Annotated in this window: 24 protein-coding genes and 1 riboswitch; of the genes, 14 read left to right on the top strand and 10 right to left on the bottom strand. The window is 54.1% G+C overall.

Features of this window, described 5'->3' with window-relative positions; genetic code table 11:
* Nucleotides 1-414: 414 nt before the first annotated feature.
* Nucleotides 415-639 (bottom strand): YuzB family protein, encoded by a 225-nt coding sequence (locus tag ACI1P1_RS19355; protein WP_416218092.1) that lies wholly within the window; start codon nucleotides 637-639, stop codon nucleotides 415-417.
* Nucleotides 639-941: an iron-sulfur cluster assembly accessory protein gene (locus tag ACI1P1_RS19360; RefSeq protein ID WP_416218093.1), complete on the bottom strand. Its 303-nt coding sequence runs from the start codon at nucleotides 939-941 to the stop codon at nucleotides 639-641. Before ACI1P1_RS19360 ends, ACI1P1_RS19355 begins: the two co-directional genes overlap by 1 nt.
* Before the next feature lie 143 nt (nucleotides 942-1084).
* A riboswitch (TPP riboswitch) is annotated at nucleotides 1085-1185 on the top strand.
* A 162-nt stretch (nucleotides 1186-1347) separates the two neighbouring features.
* Here ACI1P1_RS19360 and ACI1P1_RS19365 point away from each other — a divergent pair.
* The 13 genes from ACI1P1_RS19365 to ACI1P1_RS19425 all read left to right on the top strand — a co-directional run bounded on the left by ACI1P1_RS19365 (nucleotide 1348) and on the right by ACI1P1_RS19425 (nucleotide 13922).
* A complete protein-coding gene (locus ACI1P1_RS19365) occupies nucleotides 1348-1968 on the top strand; it encodes a thiamine phosphate synthase (protein ID WP_416218094.1) in 621 nt (206 codons plus the stop codon).
* The gene (gene thiS, locus ACI1P1_RS19370; RefSeq protein ID WP_416218095.1) at nucleotides 1965-2168 is read left to right on the top strand and encodes a sulfur carrier protein ThiS; all 204 of its coding nucleotides are present in this window, start codon (nucleotides 1965-1967) and stop codon (nucleotides 2166-2168) included. The genes ACI1P1_RS19365 and thiS overlap by 4 nt, the downstream gene beginning before the upstream one ends.
* A gap of 52 nt (nucleotides 2169-2220) precedes the next feature.
* Entirely contained in the window at nucleotides 2221-2991 is a 771-nt protein-coding gene (locus tag ACI1P1_RS19375) for a thiazole synthase (RefSeq protein ID WP_416218096.1), read from the top strand.
* 37 nt (nucleotides 2992-3028) lie between these two features.
* Nucleotides 3029-4156 carry a 2-iminoacetate synthase ThiH gene (gene thiH / locus ACI1P1_RS19380; RefSeq protein WP_416218097.1) on the top strand — a complete coding sequence of 376 codons (1128 nt, stop codon included), beginning with the start codon at nucleotides 3029-3031 and terminating at the stop codon, nucleotides 4154-4156.
* A gap of 136 nt (nucleotides 4157-4292) precedes the next feature.
* Entirely contained in the window at nucleotides 4293-4658 is a 366-nt protein-coding gene (locus tag ACI1P1_RS19385) for a winged helix-turn-helix transcriptional regulator (protein WP_416218098.1), read from the top strand.
* Nucleotides 4659-4730: 72 nt separating this feature from the next.
* The gene (locus ACI1P1_RS19390) at nucleotides 4731-5831 is read left to right on the top strand and encodes an AI-2E family transporter (RefSeq protein ID WP_416218099.1); all 1101 of its coding nucleotides are present in this window, start codon (nucleotides 4731-4733) and stop codon (nucleotides 5829-5831) included.
* Nucleotides 5832-5866: 35 nt separating this feature from the next.
* The gene (locus tag ACI1P1_RS19395) at nucleotides 5867-6334 is read left to right on the top strand and encodes a GNAT family N-acetyltransferase (protein WP_416218100.1); all 468 of its coding nucleotides are present in this window, start codon (nucleotides 5867-5869) and stop codon (nucleotides 6332-6334) included.
* Nucleotides 6335-6863: 529 nt separating this feature from the next.
* The gene (locus ACI1P1_RS19400; protein ID WP_416218101.1) at nucleotides 6864-7319 is read left to right on the top strand and encodes a MarR family winged helix-turn-helix transcriptional regulator; all 456 of its coding nucleotides are present in this window, start codon (nucleotides 6864-6866) and stop codon (nucleotides 7317-7319) included.
* Entirely contained in the window at nucleotides 7316-10447 is a 3132-nt protein-coding gene (locus ACI1P1_RS19405) for an MMPL family transporter (protein ID WP_416218102.1), read from the top strand. Before ACI1P1_RS19400 ends, ACI1P1_RS19405 begins: the two co-directional genes overlap by 4 nt.
* Before the next feature lie 127 nt (nucleotides 10448-10574).
* Complete coding sequence (locus ACI1P1_RS19410; RefSeq protein WP_416218103.1) at nucleotides 10575-11249, top strand: hypothetical protein; 675 nt, start codon at nucleotides 10575-10577, stop codon at nucleotides 11247-11249.
* Between the two features lie 159 nt (nucleotides 11250-11408).
* Nucleotides 11409-12089 carry a response regulator transcription factor gene (locus ACI1P1_RS19415; protein WP_416218104.1) on the top strand — a complete coding sequence of 227 codons (681 nt, stop codon included), beginning with the start codon at nucleotides 11409-11411 and terminating at the stop codon, nucleotides 12087-12089.
* Nucleotides 12086-13432, top strand: a complete 1347-nt coding sequence (locus tag ACI1P1_RS19420; protein ID WP_416218105.1) for a sensor histidine kinase — start codon at nucleotides 12086-12088, stop codon at nucleotides 13430-13432. Before ACI1P1_RS19415 ends, ACI1P1_RS19420 begins: the two co-directional genes overlap by 4 nt.
* A gap of 85 nt (nucleotides 13433-13517) precedes the next feature.
* Nucleotides 13518-13922: a DUF3054 domain-containing protein gene (locus ACI1P1_RS19425; RefSeq protein WP_416218106.1), complete on the top strand. Its 405-nt coding sequence runs from the start codon at nucleotides 13518-13520 to the stop codon at nucleotides 13920-13922.
* A gap of 65 nt (nucleotides 13923-13987) precedes the next feature.
* Here ACI1P1_RS19425 and ACI1P1_RS19430 read toward each other — a convergent pair whose 3' ends face one another.
* The 7 genes from ACI1P1_RS19430 to ACI1P1_RS19460 form a co-directional block, all read right to left on the bottom strand.
* The gene (locus ACI1P1_RS19430; protein WP_416218229.1) at nucleotides 13988-15328 is read right to left on the bottom strand and encodes a sensor histidine kinase; all 1341 of its coding nucleotides are present in this window, start codon (nucleotides 15326-15328) and stop codon (nucleotides 13988-13990) included.
* Between the two features lie 203 nt (nucleotides 15329-15531).
* Entirely contained in the window at nucleotides 15532-16206 is a 675-nt protein-coding gene (locus ACI1P1_RS19435; protein WP_416218107.1) for a response regulator transcription factor, read from the bottom strand.
* 32 nt (nucleotides 16207-16238) lie between these two features.
* A complete protein-coding gene (locus tag ACI1P1_RS19440; protein ID WP_416218108.1) occupies nucleotides 16239-17069 on the bottom strand; it encodes a DegV family protein in 831 nt (276 codons plus the stop codon).
* A gap of 29 nt (nucleotides 17070-17098) precedes the next feature.
* The gene (locus ACI1P1_RS19445; protein ID WP_416218109.1) at nucleotides 17099-17698 is read right to left on the bottom strand and encodes a TVP38/TMEM64 family protein; all 600 of its coding nucleotides are present in this window, start codon (nucleotides 17696-17698) and stop codon (nucleotides 17099-17101) included.
* Nucleotides 17673-18728, bottom strand: a complete 1056-nt coding sequence (locus tag ACI1P1_RS19450) for a glycosyltransferase family 4 protein (RefSeq protein WP_416218110.1) — start codon at nucleotides 18726-18728, stop codon at nucleotides 17673-17675. The genes ACI1P1_RS19445 and ACI1P1_RS19450 overlap by 26 nt, the downstream gene beginning before the upstream one ends.
* On the bottom strand, nucleotides 18689-19894 hold the full coding sequence (locus ACI1P1_RS19455; RefSeq protein WP_416218111.1) for a glycosyltransferase family 4 protein: 1206 nt from the start codon (nucleotides 19892-19894) through the stop codon (nucleotides 18689-18691). The genes ACI1P1_RS19450 and ACI1P1_RS19455 overlap by 40 nt, the downstream gene beginning before the upstream one ends.
* Before the next feature lie 39 nt (nucleotides 19895-19933).
* Nucleotides 19934-21226 carry an alcohol acetyltransferase gene (locus ACI1P1_RS19460; RefSeq protein ID WP_416218112.1) on the bottom strand — a complete coding sequence of 431 codons (1293 nt, stop codon included), beginning with the start codon at nucleotides 21224-21226 and terminating at the stop codon, nucleotides 19934-19936.
* 482 nt (nucleotides 21227-21708) lie between these two features.
* Between ACI1P1_RS19460 and ACI1P1_RS19465 the strand changes: the two genes are divergently transcribed.
* Nucleotides 21709-22200, top strand: coding sequence for an NUDIX hydrolase (locus ACI1P1_RS19465; protein ID WP_416218113.1), 492 nt, complete (start codon nucleotides 21709-21711; stop codon nucleotides 22198-22200).
* On the opposite strand, the gene ACI1P1_RS19470 is transcribed toward ACI1P1_RS19465, so the two are convergent.
* A complete protein-coding gene (locus ACI1P1_RS19470; protein WP_416218114.1) occupies nucleotides 22201-23106 on the bottom strand; it encodes a M14 family metallopeptidase in 906 nt (301 codons plus the stop codon).
* Nucleotides 23107-23541: the final 435 nt, after the last annotated feature.

A 23541-nucleotide genomic window follows, 5' to 3' on the forward strand; every position in this document is an offset into this window, starting at 1 on the left:
TTGCCCCCCCTCCAACCGCTAACGGAACTCAAAAGCTCTTAGCGGCTGAAAAGGGACCAATTTGATTTTTAACGGAACTCAACGTCCCTTAGCGCACATTTTGCCCTTCATTTGCACCCCCGGAGCCAGCTAAGAGTCTCTCAGTTCCGTTAGCGCGCCAAAGCGGCGGATTCCGGCCTCTAAGCGTCGCACAGTTCCGTTAGCGATGGCGGCTGCTGGGCCGGAGGGATTTCCGCCGATTGCCGCCAAGTGCCGGCCCAAAAACATTAGCTTGGCCTCCTAACCAGACATCCGGATTGGCCCCCCCACTTTCGAATACACAAAAAAGCCCCTGCCAACCACGCCTGTGGTGACAAGAACTTTTTGGGTGTGTGTTCTTTTGTAAAGTGTGTGTTCTATTCTGAAGTGTTTGTTCTATTTAATAAATTTTTTGGCCTTCTCGACCGCTTCATCCTCGGTCGCACCGGTGACATACCGCCCGTTGACGAATATAAAGGCGCTGCGGGAGCAGGGGCCGCAATAGGATTTGCAGCCCACCTTAATATCCGCATCCGGCGACAGCTTCTCGAGCTTGGGAAGAAGTGTTTTGACCCGGGTATGCTTGCATTTGTCGCAGATTTGGATGTTGTTCTTGGACATTAGTGATCCCCGGTGTTTCCTTTGGAGGGATTGGTGATGGCGAAGCCTTCCTGAGGCACGTAGAAATAATCGACGCGGATCCCGTCCAGAAGGGGCTCATCTTTGTCCAGAAGCACAGTGATTCCCTTGTCGGTCTCAATCACCGCATCATTTTCCTTGGGTGTATCCAGGTCCATGCCGTAATGGGCATGATCCCCGTGCTTATGGGTAACGAACACCCTCAGCTTCAGCTCTTTATTTTCTTCCTTCTCCAATTCTTCAAGAATCTTTTTGGCCGCGTTGCGGGAAATTTTACAATTCATCTTCCACATCTCCTTCTTTGCAATCCGCTTGTACATCCCCCATTGTATATGATAATGCTTTTTTGAAGCAACTGGAGTTGTCCGGTTCCCCTTCCCACCTGCCCTGCCTTGTGTTATGATGGGTGCAGCAAAAGTTCATAAGTTATTCACACTAGGGGGGCCGCAAGGCTGAGACGGATGTTGATCCGGACCCTTTGAACCTGATCTGGGCAATTCCAGCGTAGGGAAGTGGGAACGAGATTGGGCTACACCCGACGACGCGACTGCGGCAGCAACACCATCCTCTCAGGATGCTGCGCACCGTCCTCCGCCAACGGCGAGCCGATTCCACCGATTCCAAACTGTCCCTTTTCCAGGGGACAGTTTTTTTATTTTCCCTACTCCAAAAAGAAAGGCGGTGATTCCGGTGACTTCCCCGAAGCTGCATATGATCACGGGAGGCAGAAACTTCGGCGCTTCCCTCCATGCGGCCGCCCAGGCTGCCCCGTGGGTAGATTACATCCATCTGCGGAATAAAGCTGCCTCCGCCCGCGAAATGGAATCCTGGGCCCTGCATCTCCTGCAGGGTGGCGTGTCCCCGGGCAAGCTTGTGATTAACGACCGGGTGGATGTGGCGCTGGCAGTGGGAGCCTGCGGAGTCCAGCTGGCCTGGCACAGCCTGCGCCCCTCCACGGTCAAAACCCGGTGGCCCCATCTGCTGGTGGGGGTTTCTGTACATACCCCCCAGGAGGCGGCCGAGGCATTCGCAGAGGGCGCCGACTATGTGCTGTTTGGCCATGTATATGATTCCGCCAGCAAACCGGGTGTCCCTCCCCGAGGTCTCCGCCTGTTGGAGGAAACCGTCCGTCTAAGCGGGAATCATCCTGTCATAGCCTTGGGCGGCATCCAGCCCGCCCATATTCCCGGGCTGCTGCGTACCGGGGCAGCCGGTTATGCAGTGCTCTCCGGCATCGGAGCAGCCGCCGATCCTGCACAGGCCGCCCGGGACTACCGCGACGCAGCTTTAAAAGGAGGTGATCTCCCATGATGCTGATGATTAACGGCCAACCCTTCCACACTCCCGAGGATTGCTCCAGTATGGCCGACTTGCTGGCCTTGCCGCAATGGCGGCGGGCGATGGTGATTGTGGAGCTGAATGGAGCTGTGCTGAACAGCCGGCAGTATGACGGCACTGCTTTGACCGAAGGCGACTGCATCGAGATGGTTCAAGTTGTAGGCGGCGGGTAACACCCTTTTTTCGCCCTGTCCTTTTCCACCCATTATAAGGAGGTTTTTATCCATGGAGGATTTGTTTCATATCGGAGGCCAGGCCCTGTCCAGCCGTTTGTTCATCGGCACCGGCAAATACAGCCGGAACGCACTCATTCCCGAGGTAGTCGCCAATTCCGGCGCACAGGTCATTACCGTTGCCCTGAGGCGGGTCGACCCCTCATCCCAGGAGGAGAATATTCTCACTCATATTCCCAAGGAAATGGTGCTCTTACCCAATACCTCCGGAGCCCGTACAGCGGAGGAGGCGGTTCGCATCGCCCGTCTGGCCAAGGCGGCGGGAATGGGCAACTGGGTCAAAATTGAAGTGATCAAGGACCAGAAGCATCTTTTGCCCGACAATGCGGAAACGGTGAGAGCGACGGAAATTCTGGCGGAGGAGGGGTTTGTGGTGCTGCCGTACATGAGCCCCGATCTGTCCGCCGCCGTCAGGATGCGTGATGCCGGAGCGGCTGCCGTCATGCCCCTGGGCTCCCCCATCGGGACCAACAGAGGGCTTAGAACCAAGGAGCTCATCGGCATCCTGATTGAGGAAATGGACATTCCCGTTATTGTGGATGCCGGCATCGGCAGACCCTCCGAAGCGGCAGAAGCCATGGAGATGGGGGCCTCCGCCGTCCTGCTGAATACGGCCATTGCCACCGCCCGCGATCCCATGGGAATGGCGGCGGCCTTCCGCGACGCCGTCCGGGCCGGACGCCAGGCTTACCTGTCCGGACTGGGTCCTGTAACGGAAGCAGCCTCTGCCTCCTCCCCCCTCACCGGATTCCTGGGGGCCTGACAGCATTCCCCACCAATTATTCTAGGAGGTGACGGCCATGAGCTTTGGCCCCATATTGGAACGGCTTGAGCATTATCCCTATGAAGAGCTATGGAAAGAGCTGGGCCCGCAGGATGTCCGCCGGGCCTTATCCCGGGACCGGCTAGAGGAGCGGGATCTTCTGGCGCTCCTCTCCCCTGCCGCCGAGCCGTTTCTGGAGGTAATGGCACAGAAGGCCCAGCGTTTGACCCGAACCCACTTCGGATACGCCATGCAGCTGTTTACCCCGATGTATGTGTCCGATTTCTGCATCAACAAATGCACGTATTGCAGCTTCAGCGCCGACTTTGAATTCCCCCGCAAACGGCTGTCCATGGACCAGCTGCGGAAGGAAGCTGAAACCATCGCCGCCACTGGCCTCAAGCATGTGCTTATGCTGACCGGGGAATCCCGCCAGGCGACGCCCATGGACTACCTGGTGGATTGTGTCCATGTCCTGCGGGAGTTCTTCCCGTCTGTGAGCATCGAAATCTTCCCCCTCCGTACCGAGGAATACCGCCAGCTGGTGGAGGCGGGTGCGGACGGGCTCACCTTATACCAGGAGGTGTACCACCGGGAGACATACAGCCAGATCCACGTCAAAGGCCCCAAACGGGTGTACCGCAACCGCCTGGAGGCCCCTGAGCGGGCGTGTCAGGCCGGGTTCCGGAATGTGAATATCGGTGCGCTTCTGGGGATGTACGAGTGGCGGCGGGAGGCCTTCCATGCCTGCATGCACGCCCGTTATCTGCAGGACAAGTACCGGGATTGCGAAATTAGCCTGTCCGCCCCCCGGTTCCGTCCGTATCTGGGCGAATATGATCCCCAGTCTCTTGTTTCGGACCGGAACCTGGTCCAGATTCTGCTGGCTTACCGCCTGTTTATGCCCCGGGCCGGAATCACCCTGTCCACCCGGGAAAACGGGGAGCTGCGGGATCATCTGGTGCATCTGGGCATTACCAAAATGTCTGCGGGAGTCTCTACGGAGGTGGGCGGCCACACCGGGGAAGGCACACCGCAATTTGAAATTTCCGATGACCGCAGTGTAGAGGACATCCGGCTGATGCTGTATAAGGCCGGCTTCCAGCCGGTGTTCAAGGACTGGGACTGCCTGGCGGAGCCGGCCGGACAGGCCATCCGTCTGTAAATTCAATCTTCAAGTGCCTTCTCCATGCGGAGGGGGCCCTTTTTTTGGGAAAAGAACCGGTTAGTATTGCTTCTGCTCTCTCCATTGTGTAAGGTGTAAATATCCTACTACTTATCGGACAAGGAGGGCCGTTTACATGTGTCAACCTAAACTCGCCAAGGCTGCACGCTCTAATATCAGCAACTACATTCCGAAGCAACCGGCGGTGATTGAATGCTCCATCGAAAAGACCTTACACGTGATCGGCGGCAAATGGGCATTTCTCGTGCTCCGGGAGCTGTTCTGCGGAACCAAGCGTTTTGGCGAGCTGCAGCGGACCGTTTCCGGCATCAGCCCCAAGGCTTTAACCGACACGCTGCGGCATCTGGAGGAGCAGGGTGTGCTGGAGCGCCACGCATTCCCTACCGTACCGGTTACGGTGGAATACCGCCTCACCCCCAAGGGTCAGGATCTGCACCAAATTTTGAAGGAAATGAAGCTGTGGGCGGCCAAGTGGACCTGATGGGTGTGAAGCCGTAACGCACACCTGTTTGTCAGCTTGTCCAAACTAACCGGGGAGGGAACCCGCCAGACCATGATGTCCTTTTATAAAAAATACTATAAAACGGCATTTGACATTGCCTTAATGATTTTTACTGTGTATCTGTTTATGCTCCTGTTCAGCTACCTGTACAAGATTGGCGCACCGATATTTTGGGCCCTTCTGATCTTCGCCGCCATTGAGCCGCTGGCCCGCTCCCTGAACCGGAAGGGTGTTAAGAAGTCGCTGGCAACGGCCATTTCCCTGCTGCTGTTCATTATCATTATCCTGGCCATTCTGGTAGGGCTCAGCGCCATTCTGATTACCCAGCTGGACAATATCAAGGGCCTGATTCCCACCTTCAGCACCACCTTCCAGGATCAGGTGTACCAGGATATCAATGACCTGAAGCAGCGCTGGGACAATCTGCCTCCCGACTTGGCGGACCAGATCGTGCAATATGTCTCCACCATGGCCAAATACATCTCCTCCTTCACCACCATTGTCCTGGGATGGCTAATGAGCAAGTTCACCTCCTTCACCAGCTTTCTGGCGAACTTCTTCATTGGCACCATTCTGGCCTATTTCCTGAGTGTGGAGATCGAGACCTGGAAGCGGATGGCCAGGGAGCATACCCCGGGCACCTTCAAGGTGGCGTTTAATTTTCTCCGGGAAAATGTGCTCCGTGGGATTGTGACCTACATAAAATCCACCCTGAAGCTGGTGTCCATTACAGGGGTGCTGGTCTTCATCGGTCTTCTGCTGTTTAATGTGGGTAATGCGTTTTCGGTGGCCCTGCTGTGCGCCTTCTTCGACGTGCTGCCGCTTCTGGGTGTATCCACCTTTTTCCTTCCTTGGATCGCTTACCTGCTGATTGTCGGCGAGACGGTGCTGGCGATCAAAATCTCCATCCTTACCGCCATTGTGCTCTTGGTCAGGCAGATTCTGGAGCCCAAAATCACCGGCGACTCCCTGGGAGTGTCCGCCTTTACGATGCTGGCATTTATGATTATTTCCCTCTCCCTGTTCGGGGTAGCGGGATTGATTCTGTCCCCGGTGCTCATCATCACCATCAAGGCCTTGAATGAGCAGGGGTACCTGAAGCGCTGGATCCGCAAGCCGGAGGATGACTACCAGCCAGAGTACATTGATTGATTATCGACCATCCTTAGCAAAAAGGAGCCTCCGCTATGAAAATTCGCCCCTTCCTTATGGAGGACTACCATCTGGCGTATGATTTATGGTGCCGTACTCCCGGCATGGGACTAAGCGCCTCCGACAGCGAAGAGAATATCCGCCGGTTCCTGGAGCGGAACCCCGGCCTAAGCTTTGTGGCGGAGGACAATACCGGCGGTGTCCAGGGTACGGTTCTGGCCGGCCATGACGGACGCCGCGGCTTCCTATATCATCTCGCCGTCAGCACCGCCTGCCGCGGGCAGGGCATAGGCAGACAGCTGGTCCTGGCGGCTCTGGACGCATTGGGCGGCCAAGGCATCATGAAGTGCCACATTATGGTGCTGGATGACAATGAGCTGGGACAGTCGTTCTGGAGCGGGCAAGGCTGGCTCAGGCGCGGCAATATCCTGCTCTATTCCCAAGACATTGGAGCCGACCAGGCAGACACCTGCTGTTCCTCCGACTCCAGCCGCACCTGCTGACAGCGCCCGAATAAGCTGCTGCCAAGATTGATACCTCCACACATACAATAAACGGCCCACCGATCAGGCGGGCTTGTTTTTTTTCGTTTTTAGAGAGAAAACCAGCTATTTTTGCCACAATAAAGAAATCAGAGACCGAAGTGCCAGCTATATAAGAGGAAGCTTCTCGGATGTTTACGGGATATGGACATTTATCGTAATTTGTCTTTCATAAGGTGGACATTCAGAAATAGTGAATGCCCGGGGCTTTCGCTGCCACGAAACACAACATATAGAACAAAAAAATAACTATTACCACAACATATAGAAAGACCCACTTCCACCTCCGCCTATCTGACAATGTCCACTTTCCGACGGACAATTGTGCGGCTTTGTCCATTCCCTGCACACATCCCCTTGCCTTAATGATTCCTGTTGACAGCAGCGTGGCCATTTTTTTATAATTACCCAAGTGAATAGTTCACGTGTTGAATTAAATGGTCAAGCCCGAATGAAGCTGACCTAAGTCGGGAGAGTTAGGAGATGGATTATGGAGCCCAAAAAGCTTGATGCCCTGATTTCACGGTACGAGGACGTGTATCTCTTCGCCACCCGGATGATCGGGTCCATTGTGGCGGAGCTGGTGCAGGAAATGACCATGGAGCAGTATTTTGCAGTCCGTTTCCTGTCCAAGCACGGGCCTTGTCCCGCTTCCCGCCTGGCCGAGGCCTGCGGGGTCAACCGGAGCGCGGTTACCGCTATGGTCGACCGGCTGGTTACCAAAGGATATGTGACCCGCATCCGTGATGAAGTGGATCGGCGTGTGGTCTATCTGGAAACCACAGAGGCCGGCCAAACCGTTTATCACGCCACTCAGGAAAAAATCCGCCAGTTTGTGGAATTCTATCTGCAGCAGCTGGAGGAGGAGGAAGCGGAGGCCTTTATCCGGATTTACGAAAAAATCGGCAACATTATTTCCGTAAACAATGGAGGAGAACAGTCATGAAAATGATTTTGAAAAGCCGTTGGCTCATTATGGCCATTTGGATCGGCGGCCTTGTGGCGCTTTTGATGACAGCTCCCAGCATGGCCAATCTCGTCCGGGAAAAGGGCGGGATCGCCCTTCCTGAAGGTTACCCTTCCGTATTGGCCGCCGAGATGCAGGAGCGCCATCAGACCAAGGATCCCGACGAGCTGTCCATTATCGCGGTGTTCCATAATGCTGCTGGCTTGACAGCCTCTGACAAGGAAGCCATCAACGCCACTCTGGGCCAGCTGAAGTCCTCTGCCCAGAGCCTGGGCATCACCGGCATCATGTCCGCCTTCGACAGCAAGGAGCTGGAGTCCCAGATGGCGGCCAAGGACAACAAAACCATGATCGCCATGGTGAATGTGAAGCAGAATGGCCGGGACACCGCAGAAATCCGTGAGGCATTGCAAAAGCCCATGGAGAAGCTGCCCGTGGAGCATTATCTGACCGGCCAGCATCTTATTGATGAGGATGTGGTCATCAGCTCGGAGAAAGGGCTTCAGCGTACGGAGCTGATCACTGTTTTTTTCATTCTGATCGTGCTGGTTCTGGTATTCCGCTCGGTAGTTGCCCCTCTGATCCCGCTTGTAACCGTGGGGATTACCTATCTGGCCAGCCAATCCATCGTCGCTTTCCTGGTGGATCAGCTGAATTTCCCGATTTCCAACTTTACGCAGATTTTCTTGGTGGCGGTGCTGTTCGGGATCGGTACGGACTATTGCATTCTCCTGCTCAGCCGGTTTAAAGAGGAGCTGGCCCATAACCCCGGGCAGGTTCACGAGGCTATTGTCAGAACCTACTCCACTGCCGGACGGACCGTTATTTTCAGCGGATTGGCCGCTTTGGTTGGTTTCTCCACCATCGGTCTGGCCAGCTTCAAGCTGTATCAATCCGCCACGGCTGTAGCCATTGGCGTCGCCGTGCTGCTGGCTGCCTTGTTTACCATCGTGCCCTTCTTCATGGCGCTGTTGGGCGGACGGCTGTTCTGGCCCTCCAAACGGTCCAGTGAGCATCACGAAAGCCGCATGTGGGCGGCAACCGGAAGCTTCTCCCTGCGCAAGCCCTGGGCTGCTCTGCTGTTGGCAGCGGTTATTGTTGTGCCCCTTTTGCTCAGCTACAAGGGCACTCTGTCCTTCAATTCCTTGAATGAAATCGGCGAAAACTACGATTCCGTGAAGGGCTTCAACCTGGTAGCCGACAGCTTCGGTCCCGGGGAAGCCATGACCACCAAGGTGGTACTGGAAAGTGACAAGACGATGGATAATGAAGAAGCCTTCGGCGTCATCGAAAAGGTCTCCCGCGAGCTGCTCCGTACTCCCGGTGTAGCCAAGGTGCGCAGCCTCACCCGCCCTCTTGGGGAGGAGATGCCGGAATTCGCCGTAGCCAGCCAGGCCAAAACCGTCAGCGACGGACTGGGACAGGGCAGCGCAGGGCTGGAAACCATCAAGAACGGGCTGGCCGAAGCCTCCAAGTCCTTAAGCGGCTCCGCCCCCCAAATGGCGCAGGCTACAGACGGCATCAACCAACTGGTTGATGGCACAGGCAAGCTGAAAAACGGCGTGGAGGAGCTGCAAGCCGGGCTCAGCCGCATTGAGCAGGGTGTCCGCAGCGGCGCTACCGGCGCCGGAGATCTGGCCAACGGCATCGCTGCTCTGGAGAAAAGCGCCCAGCAGCTGGCAGACAGCGGCAATCAGCTGCTGAGCGGCTATGAAGCCGCCAAAAACGGGCTGGGCCAGCTATCCGGCATGTACAATGCCGTGCAGGCCGGACTGAAGGACTCCGCCGCCGCGCTGGCTTCACTGGAAGCCCGGTTTGCCGCGCTGGACGGCAAATTCCCGGGCCTGGCCGAGGACAGCGACTTCATCGCTGTCCGCCAAACCGTGGCCCAGACCGCCAAGGGGATCGGCGAGCTGGAAGCCGGGCTGGGCCAGCTTACCGCCCAGCTCAGCAATGTCCAGGCCGGCCTGGTATCGGCCAACGCCGGCCTGTCCCAGCTTGTGGCCGGCCAATCCGGCGTCGCCGGCGGCATCAAGCAGGTGGGCCAAGGGGCCGGCAGCCTGGAAGCCGGCCTGACTGCCGCCGCCAACGGCCAAAGCCAGGCTGTAGCTAACCTGCCCGCCATCCAGGCAGGGCTGACCCAACTGGCCCAAGGCCAGGGCGAGCTGGCCAACGGCTTCTCCTCCGTAGGCGGACAGCTGCAGCAGCTGGTCAGCGGCCTGGACCAAAGCGCAGGCGGCATCGGCCAGGTTCAAACCGGCCTAACCGCGGCACAGGCTTATCTGAACGAGCTGGCCGCCGCCCAGGACAAGGAAACCTCCGGCTGGTTCTTCCCCAAGGAGGCGGCGCAGAACCCGCAGTTCCAGCATGTGCTGGCCACCTACCTGTCTCCGGATAAGAAGCTGGCCAGCTTCGAGCTGGTGCTGGCTACCAATCCCTACGAGGCCGAGGCGATGGGCTCGATTGACGGCATCCGGGAGGCAGCGGAGAAAGCCATTCAGGGCACGGCTCTGGAGGGCAGCCAAATCGGCATAAGCGGCGTTACCTCGGTGTACCATGACCTGGACAACATGTCCAGCTCCGACTACAAACGCACCGTGCTGCTGATGCTCATCGGCATCACGCTGGTTCTCATCATCCTGCTGCGTTCCCTGGTGATGCCCATCTACCTGATCGCATCCCTGGCGGTCTGCTACTTCTCGTCCCTGGCGGTAAACGAGCTGATCTTCGTCCGCATTCTGGGCCATACGGGCACAAGCTGGGCCATCCCCTTCTTCGGATTTGTTATGCTGATGGCGTTGGGTGTAGATTACAGCATCTTCCTCATGGACCGGTTCAATGAGCATAAGGATGATGAAACTGCGGAAGCCGCTATTCTCACCGCCATGAAAAAGATGGGCACCGTCATCGTGTCCGCCGTGATTATTCTGGCCGGCACCTTCGCCGCCATGTACCCGTCCGGTGTGATGTCGCTTTTGCAGATCGCAACCGTGGTTTTGGCCGGTTTGTTCCTCTACACGCTGTTGTTCCTGCAATTTGTGGTGCCCGTCATGGTGAAGCTCTTCGGCCGCGGCAATTGGTGGCCGTTTATGCCCAAGCGCAAATAGCCACGGCAGCGTCTATTCTTTTCCCACAATTTCACATCATTCCGCCGCAATCCTGCGGTTTTCCTCCGGTAAAGTAATCCTTGGATGGGGAGGACAGTTCCTCCCCCACTTTCAAGGAGGGATAACCATGAAATACTGGAAACAAAGCCTGATCGTACTCGGCATATCCGCTTTGGCTCTGCCGGTGGCCGCTTTGGCCGCTCAGGAGGGGGGGCCTGCACTCTCCAGACATGCCTCTATTCCCCCGCTGGCCCAAAGCAGCCTCTCCAAAGCCGGAAATACCGCCCAAACAGCCGCAAGCAACGCCAAAAAGGTGCTCCGGGAGTCGGCTTCGTTAGGTGTGAATAAACAAATGTATTACACGCTGCTGTCGGAAAAATACACACCCGGCGATACAGAGCAGTGGAAAGCGGCCTTTGCGGAACGGGACCGTCTGCTTGGGGAGCTGAAGGCTATCAAACCCACCGCGGAGGAAAAAACAGCCATGAAGGAAAAGCTTTCCGCCGGGCTGGAGAAGCTGCGCGAGGAGCGCAAGGCAGGTACGCTGGATAAACAATCGCTCCAGGACCAAATCAAGGGGCTGAAGGAAAGTTTCGGGGGGCTTAAGGCTCTGAAAGCAGAAAATTGGGACAGCGTGCTGACCGGCCGCAAGGAGCTTCAGCAAAGCTTTACCGCTGCAATTGAAGCCGGCGATGCCGGGGCGATCAGCACTGTGCTGCCCAAGCTGCTGGAGCAAACCCGCGGGGAGAACACGGCTTTGGGCCAACTGGTGGCCAAGCTGCAAGCCGAACTGGCGCAATAATCCAAACCGGCGGCCGCTCCAGAATAGCAGTCAGCATTGTCAAGAGGCTCTGCAGCTTCCATACGGAGGACTGCAAGCCTCTTTTTTCATTGCAGCAGTCCGGCGCTTGCTATATGATGAACCCAAACCCATGGACAGGACGAACGGAGATGGATGCCGTTGAGCTATTTATTATATTTGGCGGAGGATGAACCCAGCCTGAGCCAGGTGCTGGCTGCTTATTTGGCCCGGGAAGGATGGATGGTGGAGGTTTTCACCAACGGGGAAGCAGCCAGGCAAGCCATACCCGAAAAGCCCCATTTGTGGATTTTGGATATTATGCTTCCCGGCGTGGACGGGTATCAGCTGATCAAGGAGATCAAGCAGCATGATCCCGCCGTCCCTGTTATCTTCATTTCGGCCCGGGATGCGGATCTGGACCGGATTCTGGGGCTGGAGATGGGCAGCGACGATTATTTGCCCAAGCCCTTTTTGCCGAGAGAGCTGGTGATCCGGTCCAGGAAGCTTCTGGAGAGAGTGTACCGCGATGCCGGAAGCGGACAGCTGCCTTCCCCCTTATACCATATGGCCCCTTTCACCTTGGATGTGGCCCGGCGCACCTTGTTCAGCCAAGGAAATCCCATTGACCTGACCTCCAAGGAATTTGACCTGGCCGCCCTGCTGTTCTCACATCCCGGACAAGCCTTTACCCGTGAGCAGCTGCTCCGGCAAATTTGGGGGGAAGATTATTTCGGATCGGACCGGGTAGTGGATGATCTGATCCGGCGTGTCCGGCGGAAGCTGCCCGGGCTTAGGCTGGAGACCCTGTATGGCCACGGATACAGGCTGGTGCGGCCATGAAAAACCGCCCGCTGGCTTTTCAGATCTGGACGGGGCTGGTTCTGCTCACCACCGCTATCCTTGTGCTGGTTTTTCTGCTGATGCCTGTGATCCTGAACCGGTATGTCTCCCGGGAAATATACGCGTCCATTGAAAGTGAGCAGGAAACCGGAATCCGCAAGGGGGAAGCGGGTCTGTCCGACCCGAATATGGCGGAACGGCAGATTGAACAGCAGGATAAACGTACGGTGAAAACTTTCCTGCTGTTGGATAGCGGCCGGCAGGTAGCCCCGCTGCGCAATATCCCCTCGGTCCTGCTGGAGGACGCGCGCAGACATTCCGCCCTGCAGACTGCCTTATCCGGACGATATCAGATCAATGTGGAGGGGGAGCGGCTTTTTTATGTCATCCGGCATGTCCGGATTCTGAACCGCCAATTCACCGTAGTGTCCTATATGTGGGATACGTATTACCATGACCTGATGAAAGGGATGATGAAGCAGCTGATATGGGTGTCCGCGGCTGTGCTGCTGTTCAGCCTGCTGCCGGCCTTATGGCTGTCCCGTTCACTATCCCGGCCGCTGGTAATGCTAAGCGGGTTTGTGAGGGGGATTGCAGGCCGCAGCTGGGGAGAACCTCTCACACTGGAGCGCAAAGACGAAATCGGCCAGCTGGCTGGATCCATTGAAGTGATGCGCGATCGTCTGAAGCGGCAGGATGAATACCAGCAAACGATGCTCCAGCATGTCTCCCATGAGTTGAAAACCCCGGTTATGATCATCCGGAGCTATGCCCAATCCATAGAGGACGGCATCTATCCCCAAGGTGACCTGGCGGGTTCTGTCCATGTCATCAGCAAGGAATCGGAGCGGCTGGAGAAGCTGGTCCACAAGCTCCTCTATCTCACGAAGCTCGATTATGTGGCGGCGGAGGCGAAGCGGCACCAAACCTTCCGTTTGGACCAGACAGTCGGAGCTGTGCTGGAGAAGCTCCGTTGGAAGCGGCCTGAGCTGGTCTATGAAGCCGTTATGGAGCCGCTGAGCGTGGTTGGGGATGAGGAGCAGTGGACAACCGCCGTGGAGAACCTGCTGGATAACCAAATCAGATATGCTCAAACCCGGGTGCTAATCCGGACGGAGGGGCCAACCCTGCTGGTTCTGGGAAATGACGGCCCTCCCCTGCCACCCCAAGTGGCCGGGCAGGAATTCAGCGCCTTCGGCAGCGGACCCGGAGGCCAATTCGGGCTGGGCCTGACCATCGTTCAGCGTGTTGCCAGTCTCCATCATGCACAGCTTTTGGCGCGCAATATTGCCGGGGGGGTTGAATTCCGCATCTCCTTTTCCCCGTCTGCCTCAGAATCCTGAATTCGGATGAAGGTATTGGACCCGGCGCAATTTATGGTATAATGGTTCGAAGTGAGTTGTAATAACGCGTAGGAGACAGAGAACCATGACGAAACGTTTTGAAAACCAGTATTTTATCTTCGGCGCCTTACTGCTGGGTGTGGGGGATATACTGGCACTGCTTTTGTTTACCTTCTTCGGCACCATGGAGCACCAGATGGATTCCGGCTTTGCGGAAATTTGGATGATTACCCTGCCCTTTATTGTAGGGTGGATTCTGGCAGGGCTTCTGACAGGAGCTTACCGCAGCAAAGCATACTCCACCATGCTCCAGGCCTTCGGCTACACCCTTGTGAACGCCGTGATCGCCGTACCCGCGGCTCTGATACTGCGCTGGCTGGCGGGAGACAAACCTCCCAGCTGGACCTTCGGACTGGTGGCTTTCTTTTTCGTCCTGCTGTTTATGACGCTGTGGCGTTGGGCATATACCTGGCTGATCCGCAATATTTAACCCCAAAACTCAAAGAAGACATCTTCCCATTTTTGGAGAGATGTCTTTCTTTTATTTACGCTGCACTATGCGGACAAGGTTACCGTAAAGACCGTTCCCTCTCCCATCCCGCTTTGCACCGTGATTTTGCCGCTGTGTGCTTCCACAATTTTCTTTACGATGGCAAGCCCCAGACCGCTTCCATTTTTGGAGCGTTCCCTTGCTTGATCCGCTTTATAAAACCGCTCAAAAATATGCTTCAGCGTTTCCTCATCAATTCCAACACCCGTATCGGAAATCCTGCATTCCACGGTCTTCCCGTGTCCTTGTAAAACCACCTGAATACTGCCGCCCTCCGGTGTGAACTTGATGCTGTTGTGAATGAGGTTCATCCATACCTGACTCATCATATCCTCATCCGCCGTGACCGTGATACTGTCCAGTAAAGCATCCACCTTAAGCTTTTTTTGGCTCCATTGGGGTTCACAGCTCAGAATTAAAGTCCGGAGCTGTTTATCCAGCCGGTAGGGCTTCGGTTCGAATGTAACGCTGTCGGCCTCCAACGCGGCAAGCCTCAGCAGGTTTTCACTCAATCGGGACAACCGGCCGGTTTCCGTTTCGATAATGCTCAGGAAATGCTTTCGTTCCTCGGGCGTTAACTCATCGTTCTGGAGGACGTAGGCGAAACCCTTAATAGAAGCAAGGGGAGACTGGATTTCATGGGAGACGTTGGAAATAAACTCCTGTCTCATATTCTCTGTCTGCTCCAGGTTCAAGGCCATTTCGTTGACACCCTTGACCAGCTTGGCAAACGGCCCCTTTTCTTTCAGCCTGTCATTCAGCCGGACGCTGAAATCCCCCTTCGAGATCTTCTCCAGCGAGTCCATCACCTCAGACAGCAGATAGATATTGCCGGTAAAATTGGAATGCTTGAGATATTGGCGAAGCAGCAAGAAAATCAAAACCCCAGAGTAACGCCAGAGAAGATGGAAAAACGGGGGGCCGTCCTCCGGTACGCTTTGGCCCATAAAAATTGCGTACAGAACAAAAGCCAACAGGTAAGCCACCACCATCCCGCCCATGATGACCGCCGCGATGACAACTGTCACAGCAGCCCCCTGAACGATTTCCCCCCTGCTGATAAAGCGGTTGCCAAAAGGCAGCTTCGCCCACAGAAACCTTTTCACGACGAACAGAAGAAGTGCCCAGATGAGAATGTTAAGGCTCCAAAACTCCCGCGTGGCTTGTGCCGCAGGCATTAACCCGATCACCGCGTACCCGATGCTGATCAGCCCGTGGGCAACAGCAAAACAAACGGACAAAATGGCGGTGATCAAACCGATCAAGGAAATGATCCGGATGTTTATTTTCTTGGGGGCAAACTCAATGCCGAGCAGCGTCCTAACCTTCTGGCTTTTCTTAGCCATCACAAACAGCGGCACCCCTGGAGCTAGGGCAGATATATATAAGGTTAAAATCTCACCGTTTATGATTTCCCGGCCCGAAAGTAAAAGGAGGATACATCCCACCGTCATTACGATGGCAAATGCGGCGGCAAAACAGATTATAACTCCGGCTACCTCCGATACAGCGCCCTCTGCAAAACGGATGAACCTGAACCTGTCCGTTTTCATGGGTCCACTTCCAAGCGGTAGCCCAAGCCCCGGATGGTGGTAATTTTAATGGCGCTTTTCTCTTCCGGGAAGCGTTGGCGAAGACGGTTGATATGCACGTCCAGCGTCCGCTCGTTGCCCTCAAAATCGTAGCCCCATATATCCTCAATCAACGCATCACGGGAGAAGGTACGTCCGGGATGCCCGGCCAGTTTAAACAAAAGCTCAAATTCCTTAAGCGGAAGTGTGATTTTCTCATTACCCGCCGTCACTTCGTAATTTTTTTGGTTCATGGCCAATTTCCCGGCTTGAACATTCTGGGAGGCGATAATCTGATACCGTTTTAACAGGGCCTTCACCCTGGCCACCAGCTCCAAGGGCTCAAAGGGCTTCACCAGATAATCATCCGTTCCCAACTGAAAGCCCTTTACCTTTTGCGAGGTTTCTCCCTTTGCCGTGAGCATAAGCAAGGGAATATTGAAGCGTTCCCGAAGCTCCCTGCACAGCTCAAAGCCGTCCATATGCGGCATCATCACGTCCAGGATAGCCAAATCCGCCTTTACCGTTTCCAATTTGGAAAGGGCATCGAGACCATCGGCAGCTTCATGGACGGAAAAACCCTCTGTCTGCAATACCACCTTCACCAATTCCCGGAAATGCGGGTCATCGTCTACCACTATGATTTTATTCAAGTCGGCGCTTCCTTTCTGGGGCTTTCCTTTCCTTAGAACGCCATGATAATCCCCTTCTCATCGGCATACAGAGAGCTGACTCCGCCCGTTGGCACAACATGGATATCAGAAAAACGAAATCTATTCTTTATTGCGTCAGCAAGCCTTTCTGCAAGGGCGGGATTGTTGCAATGGGCAATCACGATGTTTTCACCGGCGGTGTCCTTTCCGCTTTTTTCAATATAGGAAAGCAATTTTTCGATCATCTTTGCTGTGCCGCGAGGTTTGTCAAACAGGGCAATACTTCCTTCCCCATCCGCACCCATAATCAGTTTGATGTTCAGAAGATGGGCTATTTTTCCTGACAGCTTATTCAGCCGCCCATTCTTTTGGAGATTGTCATACCGCTCCAGGACAAAGAAGGTTTTCATATGATCAATAAAGTGATGAATGGCGTTTATGATTTCCTCCTTGGGCAGACCCTGCGCCAGCAGCTTATGAAGCTTTAAAGCGATCAGCGTCTGCCCCGCAGAAGCACTTTTGGAATCAATAACATAGGTGTTGGCCCCATTTTCTTCCGCCATGGATTTTGCCAGCATGGCACTTGAATATGACCCCGACAGCTTGCTTGACAGGGTTACCACAAAGGACTCCTGAGTTTCCTCCATGGCACAGGCATACCGGTAGGGCGATGGAGAAGCAGAGCCGACCTTGTCCGTGCAGGCTTTCATGGCTTTCATAAATTCAGGTAAATGCAGGGCTTCGTCGTCCAAAAATTCTCTTTCTCCCAGCATCAAAGTTAAGGGTACAGCAGTTATGCCCATTTCCTTCTTCATGGAATCGGGCATATCGCAGCAGCTATCCACAATGAGTTTGGTTTTCATATGATTTCACCTCTTATTGTTCTTTTCAATTAAACGGCAGTGGCAATCCAAGTTGTGAAGGAAGAAATGCCAAAACTGTATGCGGCAATAGAGAATGGTTTGCATAACAGAATAATCATTGTAAATTTTTCCAGTTTCATTTTTGTAAGTCCTGCCACCATACACAGAAGGTCATCGGGAGCTACCGGCAGAAGAATAGCCAGGACAAAGAACGGTTCAAAGCGGTTCTTTTTGTCCAGCCACCTGATGCATGTATCATACACCTTTTGGGAGGAAACACTCTGCAAAAAAGCCCCGCCCAACCTTCGTGCCAATAAGAAGGCGATTACCGATCCAACAGCTATGCCGAGATAGTTGTACACGAATCCTGCTACAGGACCGAATATCATAACCCCCGCCAATAAGCTGATGCCGCCGGGAAGGATCGGTATAACCACTTGGACGATTTGCAGGAGTACAAACACTGCCGGGCCCCAGGCTCCGGTTTTATGGACAGTGCTCTTCAACATATCCAAAGAAGTCAACATGCCGGTATGCCATCCGTAAACAACCAAAATAACGGTCAGAAGCAGTCCTGCCATAGATATTACATGAAACACCCTTTTAAGTGTTATTCTCTTTTCCGCCATCTTTAAAACGTCCTTTGGTGTACGCATGTTGATAAAATCCCGTCCACTGCCGCAGCAGCCTTTCTTCCGAATACATCTGGTGGCATTCCCATGATTGTTCACACCACCGGTTATATGCAGCGGCATCCGTTGCAAGTTCTTTAATAAACGAGGCATATTCGTCTGTACTCCGGCCTTTCATACAGTAATCCAGCAGGATGTCGCGATAAAGGGGAATGTCTCTTACCAATACGGGTTTTTTACAGCAAAGCGCCTCCAGGATCGCCATGGGGAACAGCTCCTCGTAGGACGGGAGGAACATCATATCCGCCATATTATAGACGGCAGGCATCTTCTCACGATCCAATATGCCGAGGAAAGTCACGTTTGCCGGCGGATGGACAAGAAGCCGTTTAATGTCCTCATACCCGTCGCTGATCCGACCGAAGGTGAAGCCGCCTGCCCAAACAAAGTGAACCTCAGGCAGCATTTTGGCTGTTTCCACAAAATCAAATACCCCTTTGCGCGTTTGCAGCTGTCCCACACCCAGTACAACGAACTTATGTGAAGGGATACCGTACTCGCTCCGCGAGGCCACGCTCACTTCAGCGCTCATTGGGTAGAAGCTCTTGGAGGAAACAAAGTTAGGAATAAAAAGCACTTCCGGATGGTCGATTCCATATGAACGGATACGCTCGACAAAATACGGATTCACCGTAACCAGATAGTCCATGCTATTGTAGAAGGCCAGCACATATCTGTAAAAGGCTTTCCTTGTGAATGCTGGCAGCTTCAGGCTTCCCTCCAGGGTTTCCGGTAAAAAATGCACGTAGCCGATCCCAACAGTCGAATGACGGTTTCGCAGACGCTCCACATAATACCGGAGGTTTACCGTGTGATAATGCACCAGGTCAAAACGCCCTTTTTTATTCTCCGAGACGATGAAGCCGGCCAAACCCTCCCGCATCAGGCGCACCTGCTCATCATAACAGGAGCCCACCCCCTGACTTTTCACACGGTTTGCTGATGATCGCATATTGAGGGTAAGCAATGGGCTTCCTCCTTGTACAAGAGCGTTTCTTTATACAGCCCCTCTACGCTCCGCGCAAAGGTCTCTGCGGAAAAAGGCACTGCCGAACGGACGGCTGCCTTGGACATGCCCTGTAGGATGATATCGCCGGACATAGCCGACTCCAAGGCGCTGAGGAAACCGACTTTATCCTCGAATACAAAGCCGTTCACCCCGTGGTTGAGCACCTGTTCCAGGCAAGGATCGGCCCTGGCGATCAGGGGCAGCCCTGCAGCAAGGGCTTCAATGAAGGTTAATCCCTGGGTTTCACTCTGTGAGGCACTGACAAATACATCCCCCAGCTGATAATAAAGGCCAATCTGCTCCCATGGCTTTTCTCCCGCGAAAATAACCTGGCTCTCCATTCCAAGGGAATGGGTGAGCGATTGCAGGTTTTTCCTGTCCGGACCGTCTCCGACCAGGAGGAATTTAACGTTGGGATGCCGGGGCAAATAATCCCTAAGTCCCTGAAGAATTTCGACGAGGTTTTTTTCTTTGGAGATTCTCCCGATATAAAGAAGCACCCTGTCCGTATCCACAAGCCCATATTCCGCTTTCGCCGCTGTGATTTCAGCGTCACTGTACCTGGCAGGAGCAAATTTATCCAGCTCTATCCCGGTGGGAATCACAGCAATCCGGTTTCCCACACCGTACACCCGGAGCATCTCCTCCACCTTTTCTGTGGGGGCAATCACCGCGTCAGCCGTATTGCAAAAGTGGCGGCTCATTTTCCGGGCGAGGGTTTTGGCGGCAGCATCCAACGTGCCGGTTTTTGCAATGTAGTGGGTGTAATGCTCGTAAATGGTGTGCATGGTATGGACGGTTGGAATCCCCAGTGAACGGGCTATCCTGCGCCCAAAAATTCCAAGGGAGAACTCCGTGTGGGTATGGATCAAATCGAGCCGCAACGCTCTGACTTTCCTTGCGGTTTCCGGATGGTAGAATAATCCGATCCGTCTTGCGCCGGCAAAGGGGATGCTGGGCAGCCGGTAAACATGATGTTCGTGCGCCGGGGCTTCAGGGTCGGTGGTGGTAAAGATATAGACGGTATGCCCCAGCTTCTCCAGATTTCCCTTCAGCATCCAAACAGAGGTTGCCACTCCATTGATCTGCGGATAATAGGTGTCGGTAAAGAGTCCTATGTTCATCACGGGTCCCCCCCTTTTCTTCATAATGGACACAACTCCTTAAGCCTTGACCGGAATTGGCCGGACTCCCCCGCTCTGTTCGGATGCTGCTGTGTAAGGCGGATAGAGGCTGCGCCCGACGGCTGAATGCTTGTCGGATTTTAGCCAACCGTTGGAGTACAGCTCGGCTTCTAAGCCTGTTTGTTGGGAAACCAGCTCAAAAAAACGTTCGATGACATCGGGTTCCGCAATATTACCCGCAAAAGCGATATTCAGATTGCCCCCGACGGAACAGATGCCGCAATTGATGGAAGCCGCTTTTTTGGGAGATGGAACCACCTCGATCATCTCTATGTACGGCTCCATAGACTTGGGCAGCTTCACATCTCCCAGATTGGTAAAAAGTGCGGTTGTTGCGTGGTAAACCCGCTTGGAGACAAGGCTGATTGCCATCTTTTTGATAAACCACGGAACCATTCGTCCAACAAGCATTTTTTCATACCCGACATATGCAGCTATTTTGCCGGATAAATGTTCCTCGGTTACAGAGGCTTTCATTTGCGCCGTTACGGATTCCACCATGTCGTCAATGGTTTGACCGGACGCTGCAGGGAGACTTACACTGATTTGGGTGACAAAATTCCGGAGTGATTTGGACGGGAACATCCCCCGGAGATTAACGGGGACGACTAACCGGACCGGATGAGGGCTTCGACCCTGCTGCGAGCCGGATGACAGAATGGCTTGGGCAAAAACAGCGGCTAAATATCCCGTTATGGTGGTTCCATGCCGGCGGGCGTAATCACGGAGCGGCAATGCCGGAAGAACGCCGTGAATGACCATCGTCTTGCGGTCTTCCGGAACCGTCCCCTGAATAGCGTGGGCTTTGCGTTCCTCCAGCTTTGCCTTCTTGGCGTGCTTTTGATAATACCTTACACACCCGTCCTCCTCTTCCTGAGGCTCCGGAGGGTTTTCCGGCAGCAGAAGCACCCCCTCATCTTGAACCTCCTTTCCGGTTAAGAGCAGGTATCGATAGACCAGCGACTTCAAGAATTCCATCGCTCCCATACCGTCTGTCAGCGCATGGAAACATTCCAGTGTAATCCGCCGTCCAAAATAGAGGATTCGGAGCAGATAGCCATTGTCTTCTTTGACTCCCATAATCGGCGAACAGGGTGAAGCGGATTCTTTGCGCACGGTCAGCGGATTGTTATTTTCATGAAGGGAGCACCAAAACAGCCCTTTCCTCAATTTCACCGCCATCGTGGGGAAGCGCTTGATGGTTATATCTGCAGCTTGCTGAAGCGCATCCGGATCAACGCCTTCGGTCAACACGGCCGAGATGCGAAACACGCAAGAGTTTTTCTTCTCCGCTATGGCTGGATAGAGCTTCGCGGTGTTATCGAGGCTATACCGTCTTTTCATTCCCATCACCTCTGTGAGCTTATTTATAATTTCATCATAATCACGTCATGTAAACGGAATGTAAACCCTTCGAGGGCATATGTTCTGTATGTTCCCATTGTAAGAAACCTCACCACCGGGAACAACGCGCTTCAGGCGGATTTATATCTCTGTCCAGAGACGGAGAAAGACCTCTTTAATCCGGTATCGACGCCAAAAAAGCCGGACAGAAAACATGACGTTTTCCATGCGGCTTTTAAATTTTGGGACATACATTCCTATGAATTTGAAGGAACTTAAAACGATTCGTAGAAGTTTTATACAATCCCGTACAAGGGGATTCCACTTCGACAGTCAACTTTTTAGGCTGAACAACCTGACATTAATGTAAGATAATAAGCTTAATTGAAATCGTTTGGGGGAAGGGTAGGATGGCTGACATAAACGACAATTTTTATCGTCATATGGGGGTTTATGGAATTTGTGTGGCTGATAGCTGCCTTTTAGTTATTCGAAAAATCCTAGGTCCCTACACAGGAAAATATGATTTACCTGGTGGTCGGTTAGAAAAGATGGAGACCTTAGAGCAAGGAATCACAAGAGAACTCCGAGAAGAAACAGGGCATACAGTTAGAAAGCTTAATAATATCGGGGTTTGTGATTTTACTGTAATGTGGACATTACAAGATAACATAGTAGAAAATTTACATCATATTGCAATTTTATATGAAGTTGATGTTGATTCAGAAGAAATAACGAATACGATTGAATCGTTTGAAGGACAAGATTCAAACGGGGCTATTTGGCTCGCTCTTGATGAAGTAACGGCTAACAATTCATCGCCCCTCGTATTACAGGCTATTAAATGGATACGTACGGGGACGATTCCTGTTACGAGTAGTTCATTTGATTATAGAATCTAATTAATGCCGCTCCTTCATTCCCTCCAGCATAATCGCCGATACCTCTTGATAGATGGTGGCGAAATGGCACAGGGGAAGCGGATTTACTCCGAAGCCCGCTTCCACCGTAAAGCCCGGCTTGCCGAACTCCTGAATAAACCAGTCCTTGTAGCCCGCATCGCTACCCTCCAGCTTCACGGGAATATAGCCGCTGGCTTTGCGGAAGCGCTCCGCCCAGACAATGGATTCCGCCGGCTCCAGATCCCGGTAGTTCCAATAGATTTCCCGTCCTTGGGTATGGAGGGCGATCAGGAGCTGAAAGCTGCGGGCGGCTGTAAACCGGGCCAACGCAACAGCCTCCGGCTCGGTGAGCGGCGCATCTCCGGTGTAATCCCGGGGTCCCGGTCCTGCCGCATCCCGGCGGGCCTTTTCTTTTTCCCAATGGGCAGGGAACTGGTCGTTAAGATCAATACCGTTGGCATTGGCTTTCCAGCTTTGGAAATCCGTTCTGCCCCCATTCCACTCCAGCAGCCGCTCCGCCACGGCCGGCTCTGCTGGCAGCCCCCGGATGACCAGCTCCGCCCCGTCCGGATTCATCTGGGGGGTAATCCACAAGCTGACGTTGTTCAGAAGCGGTCTGACCTGCACCCCGTGCAGCTGTCCGTCCTGCGCCTCCGCCTCTGCCAGCTCCTCCAAAAAAGCCATCAATACAAGCGACGTAATCCATTCATTGGCATGCATGCCGCCGCTGTAATGGATTTCCCGGGAGCCCCGCCCGATCTGAAACGCCCCCAGCTCCCGGTCCAGCACGCTGCGCCCGATTTTCTCGTACTGAATAAACGGATACCGCTCCAACAGACTCGCGGCAGCCGCTTCGTACTCTTTCCACCCAAACGGCTCCCCCGGATTCACCGCGCGAGTCACCATGGAACCAACCCCTCTCCATATGCTGTTTGGTAAGAGGTATATGGGGACACCCCCTAAAACATTCCCCCAATCAGAAAACTCTGTTGGGTAGGACGATGCTGAAGTTGATTTTCGTCGCTAAGCGCTTCTGAGTTCCGTTAGCGTTTAGAGGGATTTATGCGGTTTGGCCCCCTCTGCGCTAACGGAAATGAGCGACTCTTAGAAGCCAAAATCCGCCGTCATGGCGCGCTAACGGAACTCAGCGACGCTTAGCGGGGGTAGCGGGGATGAAGGGGAGCAAAATGGGCGCTAAGAGCGGCTGAGTTCCGTTACAACTCAAATGGGGTTGTTTTCGGCCGCTAAGCGCTTCTGAGTTCCGTTAGCGTTTGGAGGGTTTTATGTCGTTCGGCCCCCTGTGCGCTAACGGTACTCAGCGACTCTTAGGAGCCGAAATCC

This window comes from Paenibacillus mesotrionivorans, assembly GCF_046098205.1.
In the GTDB taxonomy this organism is placed as follows: domain Bacteria; phylum Bacillota; class Bacilli; order Paenibacillales; family NBRC-103111; genus Paenibacillus_AR; species Paenibacillus_AR mesotrionivorans.

Bases quoted from the DNA above. Each gene is read 5' to 3' on its own strand.
- ACI1P1_RS19395 (WP_416218100.1), top strand. From the start codon at position 5,867: ATGAAAATTCGCCCCTTCCTTATGGAGGACTACCATCTGGCGTATGAT.
- ACI1P1_RS19375 (WP_416218096.1), top strand. From the start codon at position 2,221: ATGGAGGATTTGTTTCATATCGGAGGCCAGGCCCTGTCCAGCCGTTTG.
- ACI1P1_RS19405 (WP_416218102.1), top strand. From the start codon at position 7,316: ATGAAAATGATTTTGAAAAGCCGTTGGCTCATTATGGCCATTTGGATC.
- ACI1P1_RS19420 (WP_416218105.1), top strand. From the start codon at position 12,086: ATGAAAAACCGCCCGCTGGCTTTTCAGATCTGGACGGGGCTGGTTCTG.
- ACI1P1_RS19425 (WP_416218106.1), top strand. From the start codon at position 13,518: ATGACGAAACGTTTTGAAAACCAGTATTTTATCTTCGGCGCCTTACTG.
- thiS (WP_416218095.1), top strand. From the start codon at position 1,965: ATGATGCTGATGATTAACGGCCAACCCTTCCACACTCCCGAGGATTGC.
- ACI1P1_RS19400 (WP_416218101.1), top strand. From the start codon at position 6,864: ATGGAGCCCAAAAAGCTTGATGCCCTGATTTCACGGTACGAGGACGTG.
- ACI1P1_RS19355 (WP_416218092.1), bottom strand. From the start codon at position 639: ATGTCCAAGAACAACATCCAAATCTGCGACAAATGCAAGCATACCCGG.
- ACI1P1_RS19445 (WP_416218109.1), bottom strand. From the start codon at position 17,698: ATGGCGGAAAAGAGAATAACACTTAAAAGGGTGTTTCATGTAATATCT.
- ACI1P1_RS19430 (WP_416218229.1), bottom strand. From the start codon at position 15,328: ATGGCTAAGAAAAGCCAGAAGGTTAGGACGCTGCTCGGCATTGAGTTT.
- ACI1P1_RS19360 (WP_416218093.1), bottom strand. From the start codon at position 941: ATGAATTGTAAAATTTCCCGCAACGCGGCCAAAAAGATTCTTGAAGAA.
- ACI1P1_RS19390 (WP_416218099.1), top strand. From the start codon at position 4,731: ATGATGTCCTTTTATAAAAAATACTATAAAACGGCATTTGACATTGCC.
- ACI1P1_RS19440 (WP_416218108.1), bottom strand. From the start codon at position 17,069: ATGAAAACCAAACTCATTGTGGATAGCTGCTGCGATATGCCCGATTCC.
- ACI1P1_RS19470 (WP_416218114.1), bottom strand. From the start codon at position 23,106: ATGGTGACTCGCGCGGTGAATCCGGGGGAGCCGTTTGGGTGGAAAGAG.
- ACI1P1_RS19465 (WP_416218113.1), top strand. From the start codon at position 21,709: ATGGCTGACATAAACGACAATTTTTATCGTCATATGGGGGTTTATGGA.
- ACI1P1_RS19455 (WP_416218111.1), bottom strand. From the start codon at position 19,894: ATGAACATAGGACTCTTTACCGACACCTATTATCCGCAGATCAATGGA.
- ACI1P1_RS19410 (WP_416218103.1), top strand. From the start codon at position 10,575: ATGAAATACTGGAAACAAAGCCTGATCGTACTCGGCATATCCGCTTTG.
- thiH (WP_416218097.1), top strand. From the start codon at position 3,029: ATGAGCTTTGGCCCCATATTGGAACGGCTTGAGCATTATCCCTATGAA.
- ACI1P1_RS19385 (WP_416218098.1), top strand. From the start codon at position 4,293: ATGTGTCAACCTAAACTCGCCAAGGCTGCACGCTCTAATATCAGCAAC.